The sequence below is a fragment of the Endozoicomonas sp. ALD040 genome (assembly GCF_049275945.1).
GTDB lineage: Bacteria > Pseudomonadota > Gammaproteobacteria > Pseudomonadales > Endozoicomonadaceae > Endozoicomonas_A.
Genome location: NZ_CP184829.1, coordinates 5547055 through 5573106, shown reverse-complemented (window position 1 = coordinate 5573106; position 26052 = coordinate 5547055). Strand labels below are relative to the sequence as shown.

At 51.3% G+C, this 26052-nt stretch carries 2 protein-coding genes and 5 tRNA genes; all 7 read right to left on the bottom strand.

The genetic code is table 11. The features are described from left to right. Window positions 1–145: 145 nt before the first annotated feature. The 7 genes from ACOJUN_RS20075 to ACOJUN_RS20045 all read right to left on the bottom strand — a co-directional run bounded on the left by ACOJUN_RS20075 (window position 146) and on the right by ACOJUN_RS20045 (window position 25663). On the bottom strand, window positions 146–20422 hold the full coding sequence (locus ACOJUN_RS20075; protein WP_422133658.1) for a VCBS domain-containing protein: 20277 nt from the start codon (window positions 20420–20422) through the stop codon (window positions 146–148). 671 nt (window positions 20423–21093) lie between these two features. Then, window positions 21094–21186: transfer RNA gene (locus ACOJUN_RS20070), tRNA-Ser, on the bottom strand. A 41-nt stretch (window positions 21187–21227) separates the two neighbouring features. Beyond that, window positions 21228–21304: transfer RNA gene (locus ACOJUN_RS20065), tRNA-Arg, on the bottom strand. 22 nt (window positions 21305–21326) lie between these two features. Continuing rightward, window positions 21327–21403, bottom strand: a tRNA-Arg gene (locus ACOJUN_RS20060). Between the two features lie 19 nt (window positions 21404–21422). Beyond that, window positions 21423–21515: transfer RNA gene (locus ACOJUN_RS20055), tRNA-Ser, on the bottom strand. A 39-nt stretch (window positions 21516–21554) separates the two neighbouring features. After that, window positions 21555–21631: transfer RNA gene (locus tag ACOJUN_RS20050), tRNA-Arg, on the bottom strand. 174 nt (window positions 21632–21805) lie between these two features. Further along, window positions 21806–25663, bottom strand: a complete 3858-nt coding sequence (locus tag ACOJUN_RS20045) for an autotransporter outer membrane beta-barrel domain-containing protein (protein ID WP_422133657.1) — start codon at window positions 25661–25663, stop codon at window positions 21806–21808. Between the last annotated feature and the right edge of the window lie 389 nt (window positions 25664–26052).

Sequence of the window (26052 nt, the reverse complement as noted above, 5' to 3'; positions counted from 1 at the left end):
GGTGAGTTGATAGCTTATGGTAGCTCTTTTCCCGCCATGACAGCATTCTGTCGTCATATCCACGCAATATACGAACAGGGCAACAGAATGTGTCATTCGAAAAAATAACAGAACGATAAGTTTGACACTCTATTAAATATCCAGTCTAAGGACTGGTACCATGATCGAGATTATTGTTATCCATCAGGTTATTAAGAATATCAGCATCACTGCCGCCCAGGGCGAACAGGTCAACTTCCTTGAAAGTGACTTTCTTCGTGACATCGCCATTGGCCGTGTCACTGATTTCCATCACGGTATCATTGCCGCTGGCAACAAAATGGAAATGCTCATCAAGGCTGTCACTTGGATCCACCAGAATATCATCCAGCTTCAACACGTCGCCTTCATCGGTGTTGAAATCGGTAATAATCAGCTCGGCAGGGTTTTGCGCAGTGCCGGTGGCATTAAAATCAAAGATATCAGCCCCCAGGCCGCCAGAAGCAGTGACATCGTCATGGTCAATGGTGAAAATATCGTCCCCGATATCGCCAATCAGAGTATCCAAACCGGCACTGGAACTATGGTCAAAGCCTGCCACCCGGTCACTGATGGTGACCACATCATTACCACTGCTGTCACTCAGGCTACTGCCGGTGTAACTGAACAATAACTGTTCTGAACCGTCAATCTGGGCACCATCAAAAGTCACGGTAACTTCTTGACCGCTTATGGCAACTCCAGTCACCAGACGTGCACTGCCGTCAATTTGAACGGTAAAGTCAGAGTTCGAGGGCGAGCCGGAAATGGCTTCGGAGAAGCCCAGCACCAGTTCATTACTGGACGCCAGGGATGAGGTTAAATCAGGTGCTTTCAAATCCGCCTGAGTCACGCTGCCTGCAGAAAGCGCGTCGGTGGTAGACTCATTACCAGCCAGATCCTTTATAAATCCGGCGGAGACATCCAGCGTATCATCGCTATAATCACCACCGGAGTTGGTTTCAATACTATCAGCTTTGGCCGCTGCCAACTCAATAACGAGTTTGTTGTTATCCAACACTTTGGCGGACAGTACATCATCTTCAGTGAAGCTCTCGGTCAATGATCCATTGACCTTGTAACTGATCTTGCTCCAGTCCAGCACCAGCCTTAACTCAGCACTGTCAGCGGCGGTGTTGCCACTTAAAATATCATTGAAGTTTGAACCCGACAGCTCCAGCTGATTGGTATCGGGGTCATAACTGGCCGATGCAATGGTGGTAAGAGGAGCGGTCGTATCAATAATCAGATCTGAACTGTTGTTATCCAGAGAACCTGCTCCTGAAGGCGGTGTCAGGGTTATGTTTCGATCTGAGTTGACACTGACCTCACCACTAGACCATCCGTAACTATCAGGTTCCTTAAACACCGTGTCAATCGGGTTGGACGCCGCAAGGGAAATACTGCCACTGACGTTGTCACCACTTTGAATAGTGTATCGGAACAAAAAGCTGTTATTGTATTCACTGGTCGGGTGGGCTGAAGTATCAAGTACCGCTGAACGCTGAACGCCACCAATATCAAATCTCAGTTCTGGGGTTGTACTGTAATTCAGTTTAACGACATGGTTAAAGTCCACTTGAATCAGCAGCTCTTCACCCGCCTTGTAAGTATCGTTATTTGAAACAACACGGATATCAGTAATTTCATTATTCTGAATGGATGATTTCCCTCCAGAATCCAAATGGTGCAGCACCTCCATATCCAAACCATTTTGTGGGGATGAAAAAGCATAATCGTTTCCTGCACGATCCACCAAAAAGCCTTCCTCAACATGCACTACGAGCTTATCAGGCCAGTCGGTATAACCCCGGAAATTTTCTTTAAAGGACTCGCCACCTTCCTGGGTCAGCTCTATATTCATCTCATACTGAATGGAATTGTGCCGTGAAAAACTGTCCGTCGCAAAATCCCCATCCTTGAAGTAATGCCGATCACCCGTATCTTTATTTTCGACATACAGCTTACTCCAGTCCGGAGTCATCTGACTAACTTCGTTTGAATTAAGCGTATTAAAGCCATCCGAATAAATAAATATTGCACCTGGGTGGCCGCTATTACCTGCCCATATATTGACGGCACCCAGACCAGGCAAAGAAGGATCAGTGGTATCAATTTCAAGTGCAGCATTGCTCGCCAGAGAATTAACATCTGCTCCAGTTGGTAGCGAACTGACATCAACAGAATTACCGGCGAGGTCTGTAATGCTGCCATTTGACAAATCCAGACTGCTGACATCCAGGTCAGAGCTATCCTCACCGCTGCCAACCGTGTAATTGAACACCAGCTTATCTGTTCCGGCACCACTGGAGTAGGTGGCCTGACCTCCGGTATCCAGGTTAAGGGCTGGAATTCCTGTAATATCAACAGCTTCGGTAAAAGATACCTCGATCTGAACCACCTTGCCTTCATTGTAAGGGCCATCCGAGGTCAGGCTGTCGACTGAGGTAATTTCTGGAGCATTAACGTCAATGATGGCATTGCCTGTCTGGGCCAGGGCATCGTTACTGTTAACCGAAGGCAGCGTGGTCAGCATGTTATTCCCTGCGGAGTCAAAGACCATGACTCCAGCAGGTATGGTCAGTGCCGTATCCGAGGCATAGTTAAGCCCCAGGGTGTTTTCACTGTTGCCCGAGCCAACGGTATAGACAAACCTCAATGTATCGGTACCTGCACCACTGTCAAAGGTGGCCACAGCGCCGTTATCAAGTGTCAGGGTTGGGTAGGTGCTGGCATCAGAGGCGTCAATACCAGTGATGGACACAGACTCACTCAGCTGGATAAGAATGACCACCTCATCGCCATTAATAAATCGACCAGGATCTTCAAAACTTACCTGCACCACTGTCGGAGCAGCAATATCGGCGTAATCCAGGGTCAGGTCACTGACTGCCGCTGCCCCTTCGTTACCCGCCAGATCCCTCAGGAATCCCGCCTGGATATCAACACCGTCCTCCGAGCCCTTGTAGCCAAAAATACCCTCAAGTTCAGCAGCCTTGGCGTCAGTCAACTGGATCGACAGGGTATCCGTTCCCGCCAGACGGGCAACCGTCACATCACTGGCAGAGAAGCTGACGTTTTGTGTGATACCGTCATCCTTGTCGATATCAATCACCAGCTTGCTCCAGTCCAGCCTGCCTGAAAGATCGGCGGTGGCACTTTCGCTGTTGTTCAGCAGTTGATCAAAGTCCGCTCCCTTCAGCAGGAGCTGATTGTTGTTTTCATCGTAGGCGGCACTGGTGATGGTGGTGGTAGCTGCATCTGTGTCAATAACAATGTCACTGCTACCTGCCAGTGATTCAGTGCTGGCGGTTCCGGGCAATGTCAGGCTGACGCTGCTGCCAGCACCGTTGACCAGGGAACTCACAGCCGGCGAACCTGAAACGCCGTTACTGAATGTCAGGGAACTGGTATCACGATAGTTAAGGTCATCAATGTTTTCCCCGGCACTCACGGTATGGCGGAACACAAACTCCCTGGTGCCATCACCGGAGACATAAACGGCATTACCCCCATAAGGATCGGCCGGGAGGGTCGGCTGCCTGTCATTGAGCAACAACAAGAGAGGATCATTGTTGGCGTCGTAATTTTGCAGCGAGACCTTTTCACTGAACCGAACGCGAATCAGAATCTCATCACCGGCCTGATAGCTTCCGTCTACGGTATCGGAGGAAACATTAAGAACCGTAGCGCCGTTGCTGGTGACAGTGACCGCCTGATCAGCAAGGGCATCGGTAGTAGATCGGTTGCCCGCCCGGTCAGCCATAAAGCCTTGACTGATGTCCAGTGCTGTATCACCTGATACGGTACTGAAACCGTTGTTGTCCAGTACCTTGTTGACGCCTTCATCAATGACAATCTCAAGCCGGTTGTTGTGAATCTCTACTGAACCAATATCGGAGGCGTCAAGACTGACACTTTCAAAGCTACCATCAGGCTGTTTCAGTTTTATAGACAGCTTGCTCCAGTCAAACCGTGACAGCTCGTCTCCTGTCAGGCTCAGGCCAACGGATTCGCCACTGCCCAGTAACGCATCAAAACCACTGCCATTGATGGTCAGCTTTTGATCATTGGCGCCTTCGGGAGCCAGAGTCACCCCGGTAATCGACACATCAGGGGCGGAGCCATCAATCAAGATATCCGCCGTACTGGCCAGTGAATCGCTATTGGCGGCAACAGGTACTGTCAGCACAGCGGCGTTGCCCGAGAGGTCTTTAATCGTGCCACCATTAAGCTGCAAGGCACTGGCACTGAGCACATCCAGGTCAGGCGCCTCATCTCCTGGCTGAACGGTGTACTCAAACACCAGCTCCTGAGTGCCAGACCCGGAACTGAACCGGGCAGCAGAGATATTGTCACCAGTGCCCAACAACAGTACCGGCGTACCCGTCACCTCCACGGCCTCATCAAAGCTCACCTGCAAACGGATAACGGAACCCGTTGCGTATTCCCCATCCGCTGTCAGGCTGGTGACACCGCTGATAGAAGGTGCAATACCATCAGGAGGCAGTATGAAGATCTCCACGCCAGCGCTGTTGCCATCGTTCATGGTGTTACCAGCCGCATCCTGGAAGAAGCCATCACTGGTAATCCGGATCAGATCCTGACCTTCCTCGTTACCATAGCCTGAAGTGGCACGCATGCTGGCAAGCTTGTTACTGCTGATCTTGATGTTCAATTGTTGATCGTTCACGGCCAGAGCGGATTCAATATCAGCAGCGCTAAAGCTGATATCTGTGTTACTACCGCTATTGTCTACAACCCGCCATGAAAGTTTTGACCAGTCCAGTCTGCCAGTCAGATCGGTATCGGTAGACTCACCTGGTGACAGCAGTGAGCTGAAACCATCGCCGGAGAGCGTCAGAATGCCCGCTGAACTGGCTGAGCTGCTGCTGAGCCCTACGGTAGGAGACACCGTATCAATCCTGATGTCGTTTTGTTGAGCCAGGGCTCCGGCTTCATTCAGCTCAGGCAGGAGCAAGTCTGCGTTGTTACCTAAAAGGTCGGCAATCGTACCGCCACCAAGATCCAGTGCAGAGGTGGATAATGCATTGAGGTCGGCAGACTCATCAGGGTTAGCCACCGTGTAGGTAAATGACAGGACATTCGTTCCTGTCCCACCGCTGTAGGTAGCAAGGCGATCAATGGTTCCTGTTTCCAGCTGCAGGGTTGGGTTCCCTGTCACCTGAACTGGCTCAGAAAACTCTACTTTGACGGTAATGGTGTCACCATCGCGATACCACTGATCCGCGTCATCACTGTAAAGGCGCACGACTTCCGGGTTACCACCGCTGTTGGTCACGTTGTCGACGGAGAAGCTGGATATCGAAGAAGTGTCATTGCCGACAAGGTCTTCCAGGCGATCATTGTCCAGAGCACTGCCCGCAGCGGGCGGAGTGTAATCCAGAGTCACCGACTGGCCATCGGTAATCGCTTTGGAGAGCGTCAGGGTCAGTTGCTGGCCGTTGATGGCAAGGCTACTGACCGATTCACTTTGCCCATCTACGACAATACTGAACAGGGAGGGGTTGATGGTGGCATTACCATTCAATGCCTCACTGAAGGTTAATGTCACAGTGTTACCATCCACCTCGGCGGTGGAAAGGCTGGGCGAAATCGTATCCGTGATATTGGTGACGGTCACGTCGCCATGATTGAGGGCAGCGGCATCAAAGCCTCGCAAGTCTTCGACCCGGTCGTTGTTACTACTGCTGTCAGCACTGGACGGACTGTAACTGAACGTCACCGACTCCCCGTCTGCCACAGGACTGGTCAGCTGCACCGTCACCTGATTGCCACTGATCGAGGCACTGCTGATCGACCTGCTGGCACCCGCCACTTCAACATCCAGAATACCGGTCAGGCTGACACTCTCGTTCAGATCCTCCGAGTAAGTCAGGATGAGGGTATCACCGTCTACCACAGCATTGTTGAGTGTGGGTACCGAGGTGTCGGTATTATTCTCAACCAGAGCACTAGTGAAATCACTGCTATCATTGCCCTGGGCATCTTGAATGGGACCACCCCCATTATTGCTGGCATCCACCACGCTATAGGACAGCTGAACGATATCTGAATCGCCAACCGGGCTGTCCAGGGTCAATGTCATTCGGCTACCGGAAATGCTGACGTTTGATACCGTGCGGCTGCCGCCACCCACCAGAGACAGAGTGAAGGCGCTGTTGTCAGGAACGCTGCCAGGGTCAAGTGCTTCGTTATACTCAACGATCAGCTGGTCACCCTCTACTGTCATATTCTGGCGGACTGCTGCTGAAACATCAGGTGTCACCGTGGCTGAAAAACCGCTCAATGCCGCAAACGGGTTGATCCCTACCTGTTCCTGAAGAACATTACTGCCCGGTGTGTAATCAAGCGTCAAATTGCCCGAGGGACTGACCGCAGTGTCAAGACTGAGGCGAATCTGGGTATCGTTGAGGTAGGAGATGTTTAGAACATTGACAGCACTACCATCAATGGCTACATCAAAGTCAGCCAGATCAGGGGTGCTGTCCCTGTCCATATTTTCACTAAAAGTCAGCACCAGATTCTGGGTATTGGCCACGATTTCAGCAGAGGACAGGGTGGGAGCAGTACCGGAGAACATGACGGTTGAATTATCCGTTGTGACATTGCCAGCACTGTCAGTCTGGGTAACGGTAATATCGAGCTGGCCGTCAGACAGAGCACTGACATCCAGTTCGCTACCCGCCAAACTCCAGGTGCCATCCAGTCTAACCGTGACGGTGGCGGAGACAGTCGCAGCTGATGTGTCTTCAATTTCGACCTGAATGGAAGCACCAGGCTCACCAACACCGGAAACGAGAACGGCACCTTCTTCGGCAGCGCTGATCTGGTTGTCACCCATTATGTTGTTATCAATGGCAATGGTTCGGGCAAGGGTGAGCTGACCATCGCTCAGTAGCTGCTCAATAATTTCCTGGTCCGTATTACCCAGCGGCGAGAGATCTGTGTTTTCCAGCACAATCTGCTGTATTACATCACCACCGGCAACAACGCTGACATCAATGATGGTATCACTGCCTTCTGTGCGGAAATGAATAAACTGATCTGCGGTGGTATTTTCCTCGCCACTGAGAAGGGAGTGCAAATCGAGAATGTCACCACCGGCACCGACGGAAAAATCGGTAATGCGGTCAATGGCCGGATCACCGGCCGAGCCACCATCGCCAGCCTGCCAGACAAAACGATCCTGACCACTACCACCCGTTAACCAATCATCGCCCTCACCACCAGTGAGCACATCCGCACCTGCATCACCATACATAAAGTCAGTGTTGTTGCCGCCTGTTACGGTATTATCCTGAGCGTCACCACGGCTAACATTTGCACTATAAGTGGTCGCAGAACTGGCAATACCACCTGCTTCCGTAGAGGTAACACTGATATTCAGCGGATCACCATCGTTCAGTGTTAACGAGGGCGTGAAACTCCAGTTACCATCACTGCCAACCGATGCACTGTAATTGTTACCATTAATAGTGAAATTCAGGACGGCATCTGGTTGACCGGTACCTGTGATTACAGGCTGGAAACTGCCATCCAGCATCACCGAATCAATTTTAGGCGGTGTATAAAAGTCAATGGTATGGGCGCTGCTCTCCAGTGCACCATCACTCACTTTGAAACCTATACTGCCATGGTGGCTACCGTTAATGCTGGCATCTGCAGTAAACACCAAGTTGGGGATATCTCCGGCACTGATCACCTGGTTAACGGAGACAGCACTGCCGTTCAACGTCAGGCTCCCCGTAGTGGGCAGTGACGTCAAGGTAATGGAAGCAAGGCTATCCCCGGAATCCACATCGCTGAATCCGAATTCTGCATTGGTAAAGGTATGCTGTCCCGCCTCACTGAGACTTAGGTTATTATCCGCAGCAGTAGGTGCATCGTTGGTGCCGTTAATGGTGATAACAATATCGTGGGTAGTGCCATCCAGGGACTTCACCGTCACCGTCTCGGTCAGGGTGTCACCATCCCCCAGGGCCTGAATGTCGGCCTGGCTGTTGCTCGCCGAATAGCTCCAGCTGCCGTCGCTGGCCATAGTCAATGAACCGTAGCTGCCGGTGACGGTCTCTGGGGTGAAACTGGCTTCACCACCATCAACATCAGTGACAGTTAGGCTACCCGAGGTCGTCAGCGTGTTACCAGCATCCTCAGTGACACTGCCGGTATCAGCGCCGGTAATCACCGCCGCGTCGTTGGTGCCATTGATGGTGATAACAATGTTGTGGGTAGTGCCATCCAGGGACTTGACCGTCAAAGTCTCGGTCAAGGTATCACCATCCCCCAGGGCCTGAATGTCGGCCTGACTGTTGCTCGCCGAATAGCTCCAGCTGCCGTCGCTGGCCATAGTCAATGAACCGTAGCTGCCGGTGACGGTCTCTGCAGTGAAACTGGCCTCGCCGCCATCAACATCGGTGACAGCCAAGCTGCCGGAAGTCATCAGGGTGTTGCCCGCGTCCTCAGTGACACTGCCTGTGTCAGCACCAGTGACCACCGCCGCATCGTTGGTGCCGTTGATGGTGATAACAATATTATGGGTAGTGCCATCCAGGGACTGCACGGTGATGGTCTCGGTCAAGGTGTCGCCATCCCCCAGGGCCTGAATGTCGGCATGGCTGTTACTGGCCGAATAGCTCCAGCTGCCGTCGCTGGCCATAGTCAATGAACCGTAGCTGCCGGTGACGGTCTCTGCGGTGAAACTGGCTTCACCACCATCAACATCGGTGACAGTCAGGCTGCCGGAAGTCGTCAGGGTGTTGACCGCGTCCTCAGTAACACTACCGGTATCAGCGCCGGTAATCACCGCCGCGTCGTTGGTGCCGTTGATGGTGATAACAATATTATGGGTAGTGCCATCCAGGGACTGCACGGTGATGGTCTCGGTCAAGGTGTCGCCATCCCCCAGGGCCTGAATATCAGCATGGCTGTTACTGGCCGAATAGCTCCAGCTGCCGTCGCTGGCCATAGTCAATGAACCGTAGCTGCCGGTGACGGTCTCTGCGGTGAAACTGGCTTCACCACCATCAACATCGGTGACCGTCAGGCTGCCGGAAGTCGTCAGGGTGTTGCCCGCGTCCTCAGTAACACTACCGGTATCAGCGCCGGTAATCACCGCCGCGTCGTTGGTGCCATTGATGGTGATAACAATGTTGTGGGTAGTGCCATCCAGGGACTGCACGGTGATGGTCTCGGTCAAGGTGTCGCCATCCCCCAGGGCCTGAATGTCGGCATGGCTGTTACTGGCCGAATAGCTCCAGCTGCCGTCGCTGGCCATAGTCAATGAACCGTAGCTGCCGGTGACGGTCTCTGCGGTGAAACTGGCTTCACCACCATCAACATCGGTAACAGTCAGACTGCCAGAAGTCATCAGAGTGTTGCCCGCGTCCTCAGTAACACTACCGGTATCAGCGCCGGTAATCACCGCCGCGTCGTTGGTGCCATTGATGGTGATAACAATGTTGTGGGTAGTGCCATCCAGGGACTTGACCGTCAAAGTCTCGGTCAAGGTGTCACCATCCCCCAGGGCCTGAATATCAGCATGGCTGTTACTGGCCGAATAGCTCCAGCTGCCGTCGCTGGCCATAGTCAATGAACCATAGCTGCCGGTGACGGTCTCTGCAGTGAAACTGGCCTCGCCGCCATCAACATCGGTGACAGCCAAGCTGCCGGAAGTCATCAGGGTGTTGCCAGCATCTTCGGTAACACTGCCGGTATCAGCGCCGGTGATTACCGCCGCGTCGTTGGTGCCGTTAATGGTGATAACAATATCGTGGTTAGTGCCATCTTGGGACTTGACTGTCACTGTCTCAGTCAAGGTGTCACCATCCCCCAGAGACTGGATAGCTGATAGACTGTTATCCGCTGAATAGCTCCAGCTACCGCTGCCATCAATGGTCAATGAACCGTAACTGCCGGTGATGGTCTCTGCAGTGAAACTGGCTTCACCGCCATCAACATCGGTAACAGTCAGACTGCCGGAAGTCATCAGGGTGTTGCCAGCGTCCTCAGTAACACTGCCGGTATCAGCGCCGGTGATTACCGCCGCGTCGTTGGTGCCGTTAATGGTGATAACAATATCTTGGGTAGTGCCATCCAGGGACTTGACTGTCACCGTCTCGGTCAGGGTGTCACCATCCCCCAGGGTCTGGATAGCCGATAGACTGTTATCCGCCGAATAGCTCCAGCTGCCGCTGCCATCAATGGTCAATGAACCGTAGCTACCGGTGACGGTCTCCGCAGTGAAACTGGCTTCACCGCCATCAACATCGGTAACAGTCAGACTGCCGGAAGTCATCAGGGTGTTGCCAGCGTCCTCAGTAACACTGCCGGTATCAGCGCCGGTGATCACCGCCGTGTCGTTGGTGCCGTCAATGGTGATAAGAATATCGTGGGTAGTGCCATCCAGAGACTTGACTGTCACAGTCTCCGTCAAGGTGCCACCATCTCCCAGAGCCTGGATGTCAGCATTGCTGTTACTGGCCGAATAGCTCCAGCTACCACTGCCATCAATGGTCAATGAACCGTAGCTGCCGGTGACGGTCTCTGGGGTGAAACTGGCCTCACCGCCATCAACATCGGTAACAGTCAGGCTGCCGGAGGTCATCAGGGTATTGCTGGAGTCCTCAGTAACACTGCCGGTATCAGCGCCGGTGATCACTGCCGCGTCGTTGGTGCCGTTAATGGTAATAACAATATTGTGGGTAGTGCCATCCAAGGACTTCACGGTGACAGTATCGGTCAGGGTGTCACCATCCCCCAGAGCCTGAATGTCGGCCTGACTGTTGCTAGCCGAATAGCTCCAGCTGCCGTCGCTAGCCATAGTCAATGAACCGTAGCTGCCGGTGACGGTCTCTGGGGTGAAACTGGCTTCACCACTATCGACGTCGGTGACAGTCAGACTGCCAGAAGCCATCAGGGTGTTGCTCGCATCCTCAGTGACGCTGCCGGTGTCAGTACCGGTGATCACCGCAGCATCGTTGGTACCGTTGATGGTGATAACAATATCGTGGGTAGTGCCATCCAGGGACTGCACCGTGACAGTATCGGTCACAGTGTCGCCATCCCCCAGGGCCTGAATGTCGGCCTGACTGCTGCTGGCCGAATAGCTCCAGCTGCCGTCGCTAGCCATAGTCAATGAACCGTAGCTGCCGGTGACGGTCTCTGGGGTGAAACTGGCTTCACCACTATCGACGTCGGTAACAGTCAGACTGCCAGAAGCCATCAGGGTGTTGCTCGCATCCTCAGTGACGCTGCCGGTATCAGCGCCGGTGATCACCGCAGCATCGTTGGTACCGTTGATGGTGATAACAATATCGTGGGTAGTGCCATCCAGGGACTTCACCGTGACAGTATCGGTCAGAGTGTCGCCATCCCCCAGGGCCTGAATGTCGGCCTGACTGTTGCTGGCCGAATAGCTCCAGCTGCCGTCGCTAGCCATAGTCAATGAACCGTAGCTGCCGGTGACGGTCTCTGGGGTGAAACTGGCTTCACCACTATCGACGTCGGTAACAGTCAGACTGCCAGAAGCCATCAGGGTGTTGCTCGCATCCTCAGTGACGCTGCCGGTATCAGCGCCGGTGATCACCGCAGCATCGTTGGTACCGTTGATGGTGATAACAATATCGTGGGTAGTGCCATCCAGGGACTTCACCGTGACAGTATCGGTCAGAGTGTCGCCATCCCCCAGGGCCTGACTGTTGCTGGCCGAATAGCTCCAGCTGCCATCGCTAGCCATAGTCAATGAACCGTAGCTGCCGGTGACGGTCTCTGGGGTGAAACTGGCCTCACCGCCATCAACATCGGTAACAGTCAGGCTGCCGGAGGTCATCAGGGTATTGCTGGAGTCCTCAGTAACACTGCCGGTATCAGCGCCGGTGATCACTGCCGCGTCGTTGGTGCCGTTAATGGTAATAACAATATTGTGGGTTGTGCCATCCAAGGACTTCACGGTGACAGTATCGGTCAGGGTGTCACCATCCCCCAGAGCCTGAATGTCAGCCTGACTATTGCTGGCCGAATAGCTCCAGCTGCCGTCGCTGGCCATAGTCAATGAACCGTAGCTGCCGGTGACGGTCTCTGGGGTGAAACTGGCTTCACCACTATCGACGTCGGTAACAGTCAGACTGCCAGAAGCCATCAGGGTGTTGCTCGCATCCTCAGTGACACTGCCGGTATCATCGCCGGTGATCACCGCCGCGTCGTTGGCGCCGTTAATAGTGATAACAATATCGTGGGTAGTGCCATCCAGGGACTTGACTGTCAAAGTCTCAGTCAAGGTGTCACCAACCTCCAGGGCCTGAATGTCAGCATGGCTGTTGCTCGCCGAATAGCTCCAGCTGCCACTGCCATCAATGGTCAATGAACCGTAGCTGCCGGTGACGGTCTCTGGGGTGAAACTGGCTTCACCGCCATCAACATCGGTGACAGACAGACTACCGGAAGTCATCAGAGTGTTGCCAGCGTCCTCAGTAACACTGCCGGTATCAGCGCCGGTGATCACCGCTGCGTCGTTGGTGCCGTTAATGGTGATAACAATATCGTGGGTAGTGCCATCCAGGGACTTGACTGTCACCGTCTCAGTCAAGGTGTCACCATCCCCCAAGGTCTGGATAGCCGATAGACTGTTATCCGCCGAATAGCTCCAGCTACCGCTGCCATCAATGGTCAATGAACCGTAACTGCCGGTGATGGTCTCTGGGGTGAAACTGGCTTCACCGCCATCAACATCGGTGACAGACAGAATACCGGAAGTCATCAGAGTGTTGCCAGCGTCCTCAGTAACACTGCCGGTATCAGCGCCGGTGATTACCGCCGCGTCGTTGGTACCGTTAATGGTGATAACAATATCATGGGTAGTGCCATCCAGGGACTTGACTGTCACTGTCTCAGTCAAGGTGTCACCATCCCCCAATGACTGGATAGCCGATAGACTGTTATCCGCTGAATAGCTCCAGCTACCGCTGCCATCAATGGTCAATGAACCGTAACTGCCGGTGATAGTCTCTGCAGTGAAACTGGCTTCACCGCCATCAACATCGGTAACAGTCAGACTGCCGGAAGTCATCAGGGTGTTGCCAGCGTCCTCAGTAACACTGCCGGTATCAGCGCCGGTGATCACCGCCGTGTCGTTGGTGCCGTTAATGGTGATAACAATATCGTGGGTAGTGCCATCCAGGGACTTGACTGTCACCGTCTCAGTCAAGGTGTCACCATCCCCCAGGGTCTGGATAGCTGATAGACTGTTATCCGCCGAATAGCTCCAGCTACCACTGCCATCAATGGTCAATGAACCGTAGCTGCCGGTGATGGTCTCTGCAGTGAAACTGGCTTCACCGCCATCAACATCGGTAACAGTCAGACTGCCGGAAGTCATCAGGGTGTTGCCAGCGTCCTCAGTAACACTGCCGGTATCAGCGCCGGTGATCACCGCCGTGTCGTTGGTGCCGTTAATGGTGATAACAATATCGTGGGTAGTGCCATCCAGGGACTTGACTGTCACCGTCTCAGTCAAGGTGTCACCATCCCCCAAGGTCTGGATAGCCGATAGACTGTTATCCGCCGAATAGCTCCAGCTACCGCTGCCATCAATGGTCAATGAACCGTAACTGCCGGTGATGGTCTCTGCAGTGAAACTGGCTTCACCGCCATCAACATCGGTAACAGTCAGACTGCCGGAAGTCATCAGGGTGTTGCCAGCATCTTCGGTAACACTGCCGGTATCAGCGCCGGTGATTACCGCCGCGTCGTTGGTGCCGTTAATGGTGATAACAATATCGTGGGTAGTGCCATCCAGGGACTTGACTGTCACTGTCTCAGTCAAGGTGTCACCATCCCCCAATGACTGGATAGCCGATAGACTGTTATCCGCTGAATAGCTCCAGCTACCGCTGCCATCAATGGTCAATGAACCGTAACTGCCGGTGATGGTCTCTGCAGTGAAACTGGCTTCACCGCCATCAACATCGGTAACAGTCAGACTGCCGGAAGTCATCAGGGTGTTGCCAGCGTCCTCAGTAACACTGCCAGTATCAGCGCCGGTGATCACCGCCGCGTCGTTGGTGCCGTTAATGGTGATAACAATATCTTGGGTAGTGCCATCCAGGGACTTGACTGTCACTGTCTCAGTCAAGGTGTCACCATCACCCAGTGACTGGATAGCTGATAGACTGTTATCCGCCGAATAGCTCCAGCTACCGCTGCCATCAATGGTCAATGAACCGTAACTGCCAGTGATGGTCTCTGGGGTGAAACTGGCTTCACCGCCATCAACATCGGTAACAGTCAGACTGCCGGAAGTCATCAGGGTGTTGCCAGCGTCCTCAGTAACACTGCCGGTATCAGCGCCGGTGATCACCGCCGTGTCGTTGGTGCCGTTAATGGTGATAACAATATCGTGGGTAGTGCCATCCAGGGACTTGACTGTCACAGTCTCCGTCAAGGTGCCACCATCTCCCAGAGCCTGGATGTCAGCATTGCTGTTACTGGCCGAATAGCTCCAGCTACCACTGCCATCAATGGTCAATGAACCGTAGCTACCGGTGACGGTCTCCGCAGTGAAACTGGCTTCACCACCATCGACATCGGTAACAGTCAGACTGCCAGAAGTCATCAGGGTGTTGCCAGCGTCCTCAGTAACACTGCCGGTATCAGCGCCGGTGATCACCGCTGTGTCGTTGGTGCCGTTAATGGTGATAACAATATCGTGGGTAGTGCCATCCAGGGACTTGACTGTCACCGTCTCAGTCAAGGTGTCACCATCCCCCAAGGTCTGGATAGCCGATAGACTGTTATCCGCCGAATAGCTCCAGCTACCGCTGCCATCAATGGTCAATGAACCGTAACTGCCGGTGATGGTCTCTGCAGTGAAACTGGCTTCACCGCCATCAACATCGGTAACAGTCAGACTGCCGGAAGTCATCAGGGTGTTGCCAGCATCTTCGGTAACACTGCCGGTATCAGCGCCGGTGATTACCGCCGCGTCGTTGGTGCCGTTAATGGTGATAACAATATCGTGGGTAGTGCCATCCAGGGACTTGACTGTCACTGTCTCAGTCAAGGTGTCACCATCCCCCAATGACTGGATAGCCGATAGACTGTTATCCGCTGAATAGCTCCAGCTACCGCTGCCATCAATGGTCAATGAACCGTAACTGCCGGTGATGGTCTCTGCAGTGAAACTGGCTTCACCGCCATCAACATCGGTAACAGTCAGACTGCCGGAAGTCATCAGGGTGTTGCCAGCGTCCTCAGTAACACTGCCAGTATCAGCGCCGGTGATCACCGCCGCGTCGTTGGTGCCGTTAATGGTGATAACAATATCTTGGGTAGTGCCATCCAGGGACTTGACTGTCACTGTCTCAGTCAAGGTGTCACCATCACCCAGTGACTGGATAGCTGATAGACTGTTATCCGCCGAATAGCTCCAGCTACCGCTGCCATCAATGGTCAATGAACCGTAACTGCCAGTGATGGTCTCTGGGGTGAAACTGGCTTCACCGCCATCAACATCGGTAACAGTCAGACTGCCGGAAGTCATCAGGGTGTTGCCAGCGTCCTCAGTAACACTGCCGGTATCAGCGCCGGTGATCACCGCCGTGTCGTTGGTGCCGTTAATGGTGATAACAATATCGTGGGTAGTGCCATCCAGGGACTTGACTGTCACAGTCTCCGTCAAGGTGCCACCATCTCCCAGAGCCTGGATGTCAGCATTGCTGTTACTGGCCGAATAGCTCCAGCTACCACTGCCATCAATGGTCAATGAACCGTAGCTACCGGTGACGGTCTCCGCAGTGAAACTGGCTTCACCACCATCGACATCGGTAACAGTCAGACTGCCAGAAGTCATCAGGGTGTTGCCAGCGTCCTCAGTAACACTGCCGGTATCAGCGCCGGTGATCACCGCTGTGTCGTTGGTGCCGTTAATGGTGATAACAATATCGTGGGTAGTGCCATCCAGGGACTTGACTGTCACCGTCTCAGTCAAGGTGTCACCATCCCCCAAGGTCTGGATAGCCGATAGACTGTTATCCGCCGAATAGCTCCAGCTACCACTGCCATCAATAGTCAATGAACCGTAGCTACCGGTGACGGTCTCTGGGGTGAAACTGGCTTCACCGCCATCAACATCGGTGACAGACAGAATACCGGAAGTCATCAGAGTGTTGCCAGCGTCCTCAGTAACACTGCCGGTATCAGCGCCGGTGATCACCGCCGTGTCGTTGGTTCCGGTCAGGGTGATAGTCACCTGCTGATCGACAGTACCGCCTTCGCCGTCGTCAACAGTGACGGTATAAGTCTGGGTCAGAGTCTGACCGGCACCCAGATAATCGACGTCAGCATCATCAACACTGAAACTCCAGTCGATCCGGCCGCTGCCGTCACCCTGAGTATCGTCCGCCACGGTAGCCGTCAGGCTGCCCAAATAACCATTAGCCCCGGCTCTAACACTGACACTCTGCTGATCACTCAGATCGACATCGGCAATAGTGAAGGAGCCGCTGTCGGTCAGGGTGTTACTGTTCTCACCGGCGCCACCGTCGAAAATCTCGGTGACTGTACCGGAGACATCGGTGGCACTGCTGATGGTAGGCGCATCGTTGGTTCCGGTCAGGGTGATAGTCACCTGCTGATCGACAGTACCGCCTTCGCCATCATCAACAGTCACGGTGTAGGTTTGGGTCAGGGTCTGGCCGACACCCAGATAATCGACGTCAGCATCATCAACACTGAAGCTCCAGTCGATCCGGCCGCTGCCGTCGCCCTGGGTGTCGTCCGCCACAGTAGCCGTCAGGCTGCCCAGATAACCATTAGCCCCGGCACTGACACTGACACTCTGCTGATCACTCAGATCGACATCGGCAATAGTGAACGAGCCGCTGTCGGTCAGGGTGTTACTGTTCTCACCGGCGCCACCGTCGACAATCTCGGTGACTGTACCGGAGACATCAGTGGCGCTGCTGATGGTAGGCGCATCGTTGGTTCCGGTCAGGGTGATAGTCACCTGCTGATCGACAGTACCGCCTTCGCCATCATCAACAGTCACGGTGTAGGTTTGGGTCAGGGTCTGGCCGACACCCAGATAATCGACGTCGGCATCATCAACACTGAAGCTCCAGTCGATCCGGCCGCTGCCGTCACCCTGAGTGTCGTCCGCCACAGTAGCCGTCAGGCTGCCCAGATAACCATTAGCCCCGGCACTGACGCTGACAGTCTGCTGGTCACTCAGATCGACATCAGCAATGGTGAACGAGCCAGTGTCGGTCAGGCTGTTGCTGTTTTCACCGGCACCCCCGTCGACAATCTCGGTGACTGCACCGGCAACATCGGTGGCACTGGTAATAGTAGGTGCGTCGTTGGTGCCGGTCAGGGTGATAGTCACCTGCTGATCAACGGTACCGCCTTCGCCATCGTCAACTGTGACGGTGTAGGTCTGAGTCAGAGTCTGACCGGCGCCCAGGTAATCGATGTCGGCATCATCAACACTGAAACTCCAGTCAATCCGACCGCTGCCGTCGCCCTGGGTGTCATCTGCCACGGTGGCCGTCAGGCTGCCCAGATAACCATTGGCCCCGGCACTGACGCTGACAGTCTGCTGGTCACTCAGATCGACATCAGCAATGGTGAACGAGCCAGTATCACTCAGGCTGTTGCTGTTTTCACCGGCACCCCCGTCGACAATCTCGGTGACTGCACCGGCAACATCGGTGGCACTGGTAATAGTAGGTGCGTCGTTGGTGCCGGTCAGGGTGATAGTCACCTGCTGATCAACGGTACCGCCTTCGCCATCGTCAACTGTGACAGTGTAGGTCTGGGTCAGAGTCTGACCGGCGCCCAGATAATCGATGTCGGCATCATCAACACTGAAACTCCAGTCAATCCGACCGCTGCCGTCGCCCTGGGTGTCATCTGCCACGCTAGCCGTCAGGCTGCCCAGATAACCATTGGCCCCGGCACTGACGCTGACAGTCTGCTGGTCACTCAGATCGACATCAGCAACGGTGAACGAGCCAGTGTCGGTCAGGCTGTTGCTGTTTTCACCGGCACCCCCGTCGACAATCTCGGTGACTGCACCGGCAACATCGGTGGCACTGGCAATAGTAGGTGCATCATTGGTGCCGGTCAGGGTGATAGTCACCTGCTGATCAACGGTACCGCCTTCGCCATCGTCAACTGTGACGGTGTAGGTTTGGGTCAGAGTCTGACCGGCGCCCAGGTAATCGATGTCGGCATCATCAACACTGAAACTCCAGTCAATCCGACCGCTACCGTCGCCCTGGGTGTCATCTGCCACGCTAGCCGTCAGGCTGCCCAGATAACCATTAGCCCCGGCACTGACGCTGACAGTCTGCTGGTCACTCAGATCGACATCAGCAATGGTGAACGAGCCAGTGTCGGTCAGGCTGTTGCTGTTTTCACCGGCACCCCCGTCGACAATCTCGGTGACTGCACCGGCAACATCGGTGGCACTGGCAATAGTAGGTGCGTCGTTGGTGCCGGTCAGGGTGATAGTCAACTGCTGATCAACGGTACCGCCTTCGCCATCGTCAACTGTGACGGTGTAGGTCTGGGTCAGAGTCTGACCGGCGCCCAGGTAATCGATGTCGGCATCATCAACGCTGAAACTCCAGTCAATCCGACCGCTGCCGTCGCCCTGGGTGTCATCCGCCACGGTGGCCGTCAGGCTGCCCAGATAACCATTAGCCCCGGCACTGACGCTGACAGTCTGCTGGTCACTCAGATCGACATCAGCAATGGTGAACGAGCCAGTGTCGGTCAGGCTGTTGCTGTTTTCACCGGCACCCCCGTCGACAATCTCGGTGACTGCACCGGCAACATCAGTGGCATTGCTAATAGTGGGAGCGTCGTTGAGGCCTTCAATGGTTATTGAAGCACTCTGGCTAACCGTTCCCCCATGACCATCGTCAACTTCGTAGCTGTAATCAATTCTTTCTGATTCCCCTGCCGCCAAATAGTTATAAGCGGACGAATCCAGAGACAGGCTGTTACCATCCTCCGAGATACTGATGCCAACCGGATCACCGGCGGTGAGTCGGAGGTTCACAACATCTAAGGTGTCGGTCTGATCAACATCAGTACTACCTGCCAACAAATCAATACTCTTTGATGGCGCATTCTGGTTAGTCCTCAATAAAATTGCATTTTGAACTACCGGGTCATCATTACTTCCTGCCAGGGTGATGCTGGCGGTTTGGGTCGTAAAATCTCCCTGTGAATCCGATACTTGATATTCGTAGGTGATGATTTCCATCTCGCCAACGGCTAGGTACTTATAAGCTTCCGGATCAATAACCAGCTCTGATCCTTCTTCGGTCACACTGACGCCAGCTTCGTTACCAGAAACCAGACGAAGGCTGGTAACAGACAATTCATCGTCCAGATCCTTATCACTGGCTTTTTGTAAAAGATCCAGACTAATGCCAGAGTCATTCTGATTTAGATCAAGAACAATCGGAGCCTCTACTTCAGGCGTATCGTTGACACCTTCTATCGTGATGCCTACGGATGCCTGACTTCTGTTTCCCTGTGAATTGATAACCTCAAAAACAAAAGTAACAGTCTGGCTTTCACCCTTTGCCAGATAGTCAAAGTCTGCTCCAGGCTTGAACTCAAAAGAGCCATCACCACTTATATTTATTGAACCTGCTTCCGTTGCAGAAACCAGAGAGTACGTCAATGCTCCGCCAGCACCACCACTATTATCTGTCGCAGAAAGCTGTCCCTGAAGGATCGGTGAATCTTCATTACCATCCATTGACAATGCCTGAGCGACAGGCTGGTACGAAATAACGACAGGCTCTGGAGTCTCCGATTCTTTCTCAGATTCTTGTTGTTGAACAACTGCGTTAGTGACAGACCTGCTGCTGGCAGTCAGGATCTCAGAAGACTCGGTAATGGATTCCTCATCTAACTGGTCATCAGTTTCAAGCGTGATAACAGGGATATCTGATGGGGCAAGCCTGGGTTCTGTCTGGTCAGGACTTCTCTCTTCGGAGGTATCTTCTTTTGCCGCTGAAGCTTCTGTTGGAGAACCGGGATCTGCTCCTTCAGCAACAGCGTCCCGAATCTCTTCATCAGCCAGCTCTTCCTCGGCCTGTTCTTCATCGATATCAGTATCCTGACCGGACAGCACACTGTCTGTAAGAGTAAGTGGCTGCTGACCACTGAGTTCCAGAACCTGATTATTCGATGTTGTAATGACAACGAGATCACCATTTTCTGAAACGACCCGATCATTAAGAAAAACTTTGTCCCCTGGCTCTAGAACTATTTGGGTTCCATCCGGCTTTATGGCGATCACTTTACCAGACGCTGCTGAGATCTCACCAATAGCAGGTGCAGAGTTTCCTGAGCTTGAATTCATATTTCTGTACTCTCTGAATCCTGAGGGAAAAGAGGAAACTCGATCCAAGTGCTGTGCAGCCAACTCAAGCACAGAATAAGGCGAGTTCCCTTCGCTCTTATATTCACGAAAAACAGTTTATAGTTTATTAATTTCAGGGTAGACAGAATAAAGCAGCTTTGTTGCAATGCTCCGACATTCAGCTTTTAAATCTCTTTAAGAGGTCTTTATAGCAGAGGTTACACCTTCGTAACTATGCACCTATAGGCAAGTTAACAACTTTTAAACGACTTCTTATTGAAGATAGAATCATTTTTAATAAATAAAGTTCATCTGGGAAATTGATATGATTTCTCACTACTGTCCGGCTAAACATACCCAAGCTCCAGCCCCCTGATTCATGAGTAAATTGACTCTCATTTTCTCAGTTGGATCATTGAATAACTCCATCAAAGAACGGCGGCTGATCAGATTAGGGCTGATTCTCCATGCTATTTGTTGTAAGTAGAACTTGAAAGCCGTTGTATTCTGAGCAACGCGTAACAAAAGTGAATCACTTTCAGCTCAGAGCCAAAATTTATATGGCAAGGCTAAAAGCTTCTCTGAGGCACTTGAAAGAGGTTGCTAACTGCGTAACTTGAGTTGTTTAAATAGTCAAGCATTGATAAATCAATGAGTTAAGAGATACAGAATGGCGGTGAGGGAGGGATTCGAACCCTCGATACGGCTACAAACCGTATACTCCCTTAGCAGGGGAGCGCCTTCAGCCTCTCGGCCACCTCACCGTCATATTCTTTGTTTTGATGGGGTTACCCAACTTTCAAATTGGCGCGTCCGGGAGGATTCGAACCTCCGACCGCCTGGTTCGTAGCCAGGTACTCTATCCAGCTGAGCTACGGACGCTCATATTTGAAAACTTCTTAAATGGCGCGCTCGGGAGGATTCGAACCTCCGACCGCCTGGTTCGTAGCCAGGTACTCTATCCAGCTGAGCTACGAGCGCGTAATACTAACTTGTTCACTGGCGGTGAGGGAGGGATTCGAACCCTCGATACGGCTACAAACCGTATACTCCCTTAGCAGGGGAGCGCCTTCAGCCTCTCGGCCACCTCACCGGTACAACTTATACTAGCGACACTTGCCGTTTTAATGAGTGGCGCGCTCGGGAGGATTCGAACCTCCGACCGCCTGGTTCGTAGCCAGGTACTCTATCCAGCTGAGCTACGAGCACGCTGCATCAACGGGAGCGAACTATAGAGATTTAACCCCGAGGAGTCAACGGTATTGTGGCAATTTTCACATTTGAACAACAACGCACAACAACAAAAAAGCCCCACACAGGCAGGGCTAAAAAAGTTCAGGTCCAACTAAAGACGCAGGTGGTTAGACGTTAGTTTGCAACCAATCAAAAATCATAACGGATAGTTGCATTCAAGCTATCCGCCTTGAAGTCCCCCATCCAGTTATTGTCATAATGCAGACTCAAGCTCAGGTTGTTTTCCATTTTGTAGTTAACACCCAAACCGGCCAGGAAGCGATTTTGCTCACGTTCAGCACCCGTGAATGTCAAGGTTTTACCGCCTTGAAGGATTGTCACCGTTGCTTCAGGCTTTTCATCCTTAAAGTCATGGTAACCCATCAAAACAAACTCAGGTTGGAGAATACCTCGACCCAACTCGAAATCACCCATAAGCTTCAAACCTGCACCCAGCTCCATGACTTCGAATTCCTTCATCTTACACTTCTGAGCCCAGTCACCTGTTTGCTTTTCAGTGAGATCATCAAATTTAACACTGTTATAGCCAAAGGTGACCTGAGGCTGAAGAACCCACTGATTTATCTGATAGTTATAGCCAGCTACTAAACGTGCCCCCCAGACAGTGCTATCGGCTTCGCCTCTGTAAGCAGTCTTTTCCAGCTGAACTTTACGCTTGTATTCATTGACTCCCTTACCATAACTGAACATTGAGTCTAGGAAGTAATTATTTTGATTCCATCCAGTATAAAGGGTGCCCATATAAGTATCGGTCGCTGTTTCACGATGTATGTCGTTAGTTTCAACCTTTGTATTACCATAGGTGAAGGCAAAACCGACCGTCATCTGATCATTAAGCGTGGTATCAGCACCAAGAGTGACTCCATTAACTCTGGCTTGATAACCTTTTAGAACTTCATCATTATCAAGCTTTCCGTTATTGAAAATATACTCGGCCCAAAACCCCTGAGACTGATACATATCGCCAGCATTAACTCCAGTACGGTTACTGTTGAGACGACGACCAATCGACTCATTAACTTTATTTTGCAAAGTTACAGAAGCACGACCCACTGCGTTATTGAGATCGGGCAACTGCTGGTCAGCAAACAACTTGATGTCCTGCTGCTCCGCCATTGTTACAAGGTTGAACATAGACTGTGATGAAACCATATTGTCAGTAGACAATGCCGATTCATAGGTAGCAATGTACATTTTTGCCTGATCTTCAGACAGACTATATTGAGAGCGCAATTTCTGAACCGGATTGTCATCATACTTCACATTAATAGAGTATACAGACTTGCCAGTCTTCTCACTCTTCGCAAATCCACTGTCTGAAGCATCAATGAATACGGTACCTGTATCGGGAGCAACAAAGCTACCCTCTACTTTATCGGCCTCAATAACTGCAATCGAAGCAGTCAAAGGCTTACCAGACTTGGCTTCTTCATAAAGATTTTTGGCATTTTCAAAACGTTTCTTACTGTCAATGCTATTGGTCAAATCAAGTTTGATCTGGTTCTGCCCCTGCAACTTCAAAGAACCATCAACACTGACATAGGGGACAGACGACAGTGATTTATCATCACCATCCACGACAAGGAACAGGTTAGCACCTTTCTCAAGTGTTTTACCCTTCGTTGCCAATAATGAAGGTGCTGACTCAAGAACAGGGGTATTTTTCTCATCCAGCTTGCTTTGCTTAAACGTCTTAAAGAGTTTCAAACTACCTTTGGAATCGACAACCAAAGGAGCAACCACTTTGACCTGCTTGAGTTCAGTAGATTGAAAGATAGGCATTTGAGACTTTTTAGTAGCTACCCTATCCAAAGTTCTCAGCTCAGTAGTGCCGGGCTTAACATCAATCTGACCCGTTACAAGCACTTCCTTTAGGTGCCCTCGCTCTTTCCCATCAACAACGCCGCCAATCTCACCACCCTTCAAAGTACCTTTTTTCAGAGTAACTGTTGAACCAGTGAAGCGTTCAGGATCTTTCTCATCGCCATTTTCAGCAGCAAAGCCTTGTAGGCTACCTTCTAAAGTACCACCGTCCAAAATAAAGTGTCTGAAACCATGAATATCCTTGGACACTTCCTGCCCGACAGCCAGAGTTACATCTGCGTCTCTACTAACGAAAACAGGCTGCGCATCATTAGACATTGATCGAACGGTCGCTTTTCCTCTCAGGTCAAACGAGACCAGTGGCCTTTCGAGCGTACTGACTTCGTCGGCATACAGTTGACCATCTTCAACCAGAACTTTCTCAATATCAGTAAGACTGACGTGTGAGACAGAGCCTTTCCTAACCTCAAACACATCAAGTACATCTTCAGCTTCAACATCAACAACGTGCTCTGCAAAACCATCAATGGAGCCTTCCATTGCCTTCTGAGCATTAAGACCTTTAACGGGAACAGCCTTGATTTCAGTAACCGTAATTGAATTTAGCTGTTTCATTTTCCTAGTGTTGTCATTACCTTCTAACTCATCAGAAATAATGCTTTCCAGAGCAATCTTGTTCTCTTCCTGCATACTCAGATGAGTATTACTCAGAACGATATTCTGACCAGCCACAACGCCTTTTCCAGCATTTGCTATATCGTCGGACCCTGCATCAACAGTTATATCACTGTCTGTGATAGTGACATTAGCGGATGCTGGAGTAACACCATCTTCCGCAACACCGATTTGTCGAACAACTAACCTGGAGCCTTTGATCTCTATATCTTCATAGCCTTTCAGATTGACAGTACCTTTTTTAGCCCCATCGATAACTGCTACCGCAGCTTTTCGTGCAATTGGCTTATGGACCTTTTTACCATGCTTATTCATGGCTTCTTCCATAATTTCCAATTGCTCTGGTAGTACTCCTACCAAGTCTAAAAAAGTATCAACAGTCTTGGTTTTTTTTCCGTCAACTTCGACATCAACACCCGTTACATCATCAACACCTTTCAGATAGATGATCGTAGATCGGATAGCACCATCTTTTGCGATACGTACCGATGTACCTTCTTTGGCAACAAATGCATCAAGTGCTCGTTCACTTGTGCCGAAACCTTCATGCACCGCACTGGATCTCCCAGAAAGAACAACTGTGCCGTATGCCTTAACATCAGCCTCGTCTTCAGTTGCAGCTGATGCTACCACTGGTACTCTTTCTCCCTCTTTAAAACCACTGCTGACATCCGCCAGTTCCAACACTCTGGTTTTAAAGCCCAGCCCGGTCACTTTACCATTGCCATTTGTCTTTAATTCAAAGACTTCTTCAACATTGGTCAGCTTTTCAAGAACTGTTTTTCTGACACCCCCGTCAGATAAATCGATACCTTTCAGTATGATTGCATCCGGAGCCACCTTAACCTTTTTCGTTTTCCTGGTAGATTCATCCACAACTTCTTTTTCAACGAGAATGGCATCACGAAGTGCTAAATTTTCAAGTTCTACCAATCTTTTAACGTAGGCGTTCCTGGCTTCATTAAGGCTTTGACCGTCTTTTTTAAAAAGGTGTTTATCAAGCCCATAATCTTGACCACTAAAGCTCGATTGCGTCTCTGCTGCACCCAAAGACTCAAGTGCACTATGCGCTCTCCCCAAAACGGCCCTTTCCCGCTTAACCAAAGACTCTGACTCTTTTGGCTTGCGATCATCGGCAGATACACTTCTTTCACTTAACAATAAAAAATCAGGTGCATCTATTTCAAGCTGCTTCCAGAAACTGGCATTGATGAATAAACGCTCTGCATCTGTTTGTTTTTCATCATGTTTAACTTTATAGACTTCATAACGTTTAACTGCCTTATCAGCCTGTTTAATCAGTGGATCATCAGAAAGCATTTCATTCCGAACTTTTACCATTCCGGAAAGATCTACTTTTTCAACTGTTTTAAAGAAATCTTTGTTATTCACGAGGAATTGAGCCTGTGAACATTTACTATAACCCCCAAGAGCCGTGACCACGGCTATGGAAAGCAGTGTCTTATTAAACACCTGAACCTGTCTCATTACTGCAACTCCAACCTCTTTTCTGGATGTTCTTTTCGTTGAACTTTCTCATTTATGAGTTTTCAAATTAACGGACATATCAGACATAGGAGCCTGAAGGCAAGGTATCGTACAGATGGCAACAAGTAATATTAAATACTTTTTCAGAATTAAAAGTGATATTAATTTTTCTATAGATTCTATAGATATAAAGATTCTTTCTTTTAGAAACCTGCAACTAACCCCCAGCGCCTATTAATTAAAACATTGGTAAATTTTTCGTATATGTTTTAACAAACACAACAGTATCAATCAAAAACTGCCAGGTTAAGTCACTATATTAGGGAGCTAAGCTTCCGATAAATAAAAATGTACATTAGTTCTAAAAAATACTTGCCTATGAAGCACAT

What these genes read in the sequence shown, in the direction of transcription:
- ACOJUN_RS20075 (WP_422133658.1), bottom strand. Translation starts at nt 20,422, where the DNA reads ATGAATTCAAGCTCAGGAAACTCTGCACCTGCTATTGGTGAGATCTCA.
- ACOJUN_RS20045 (WP_422133657.1), bottom strand. Translation starts at nt 25,663, where the DNA reads ATGAGACAGGTTCAGGTGTTTAATAAGACACTGCTTTCCATAGCCGTG.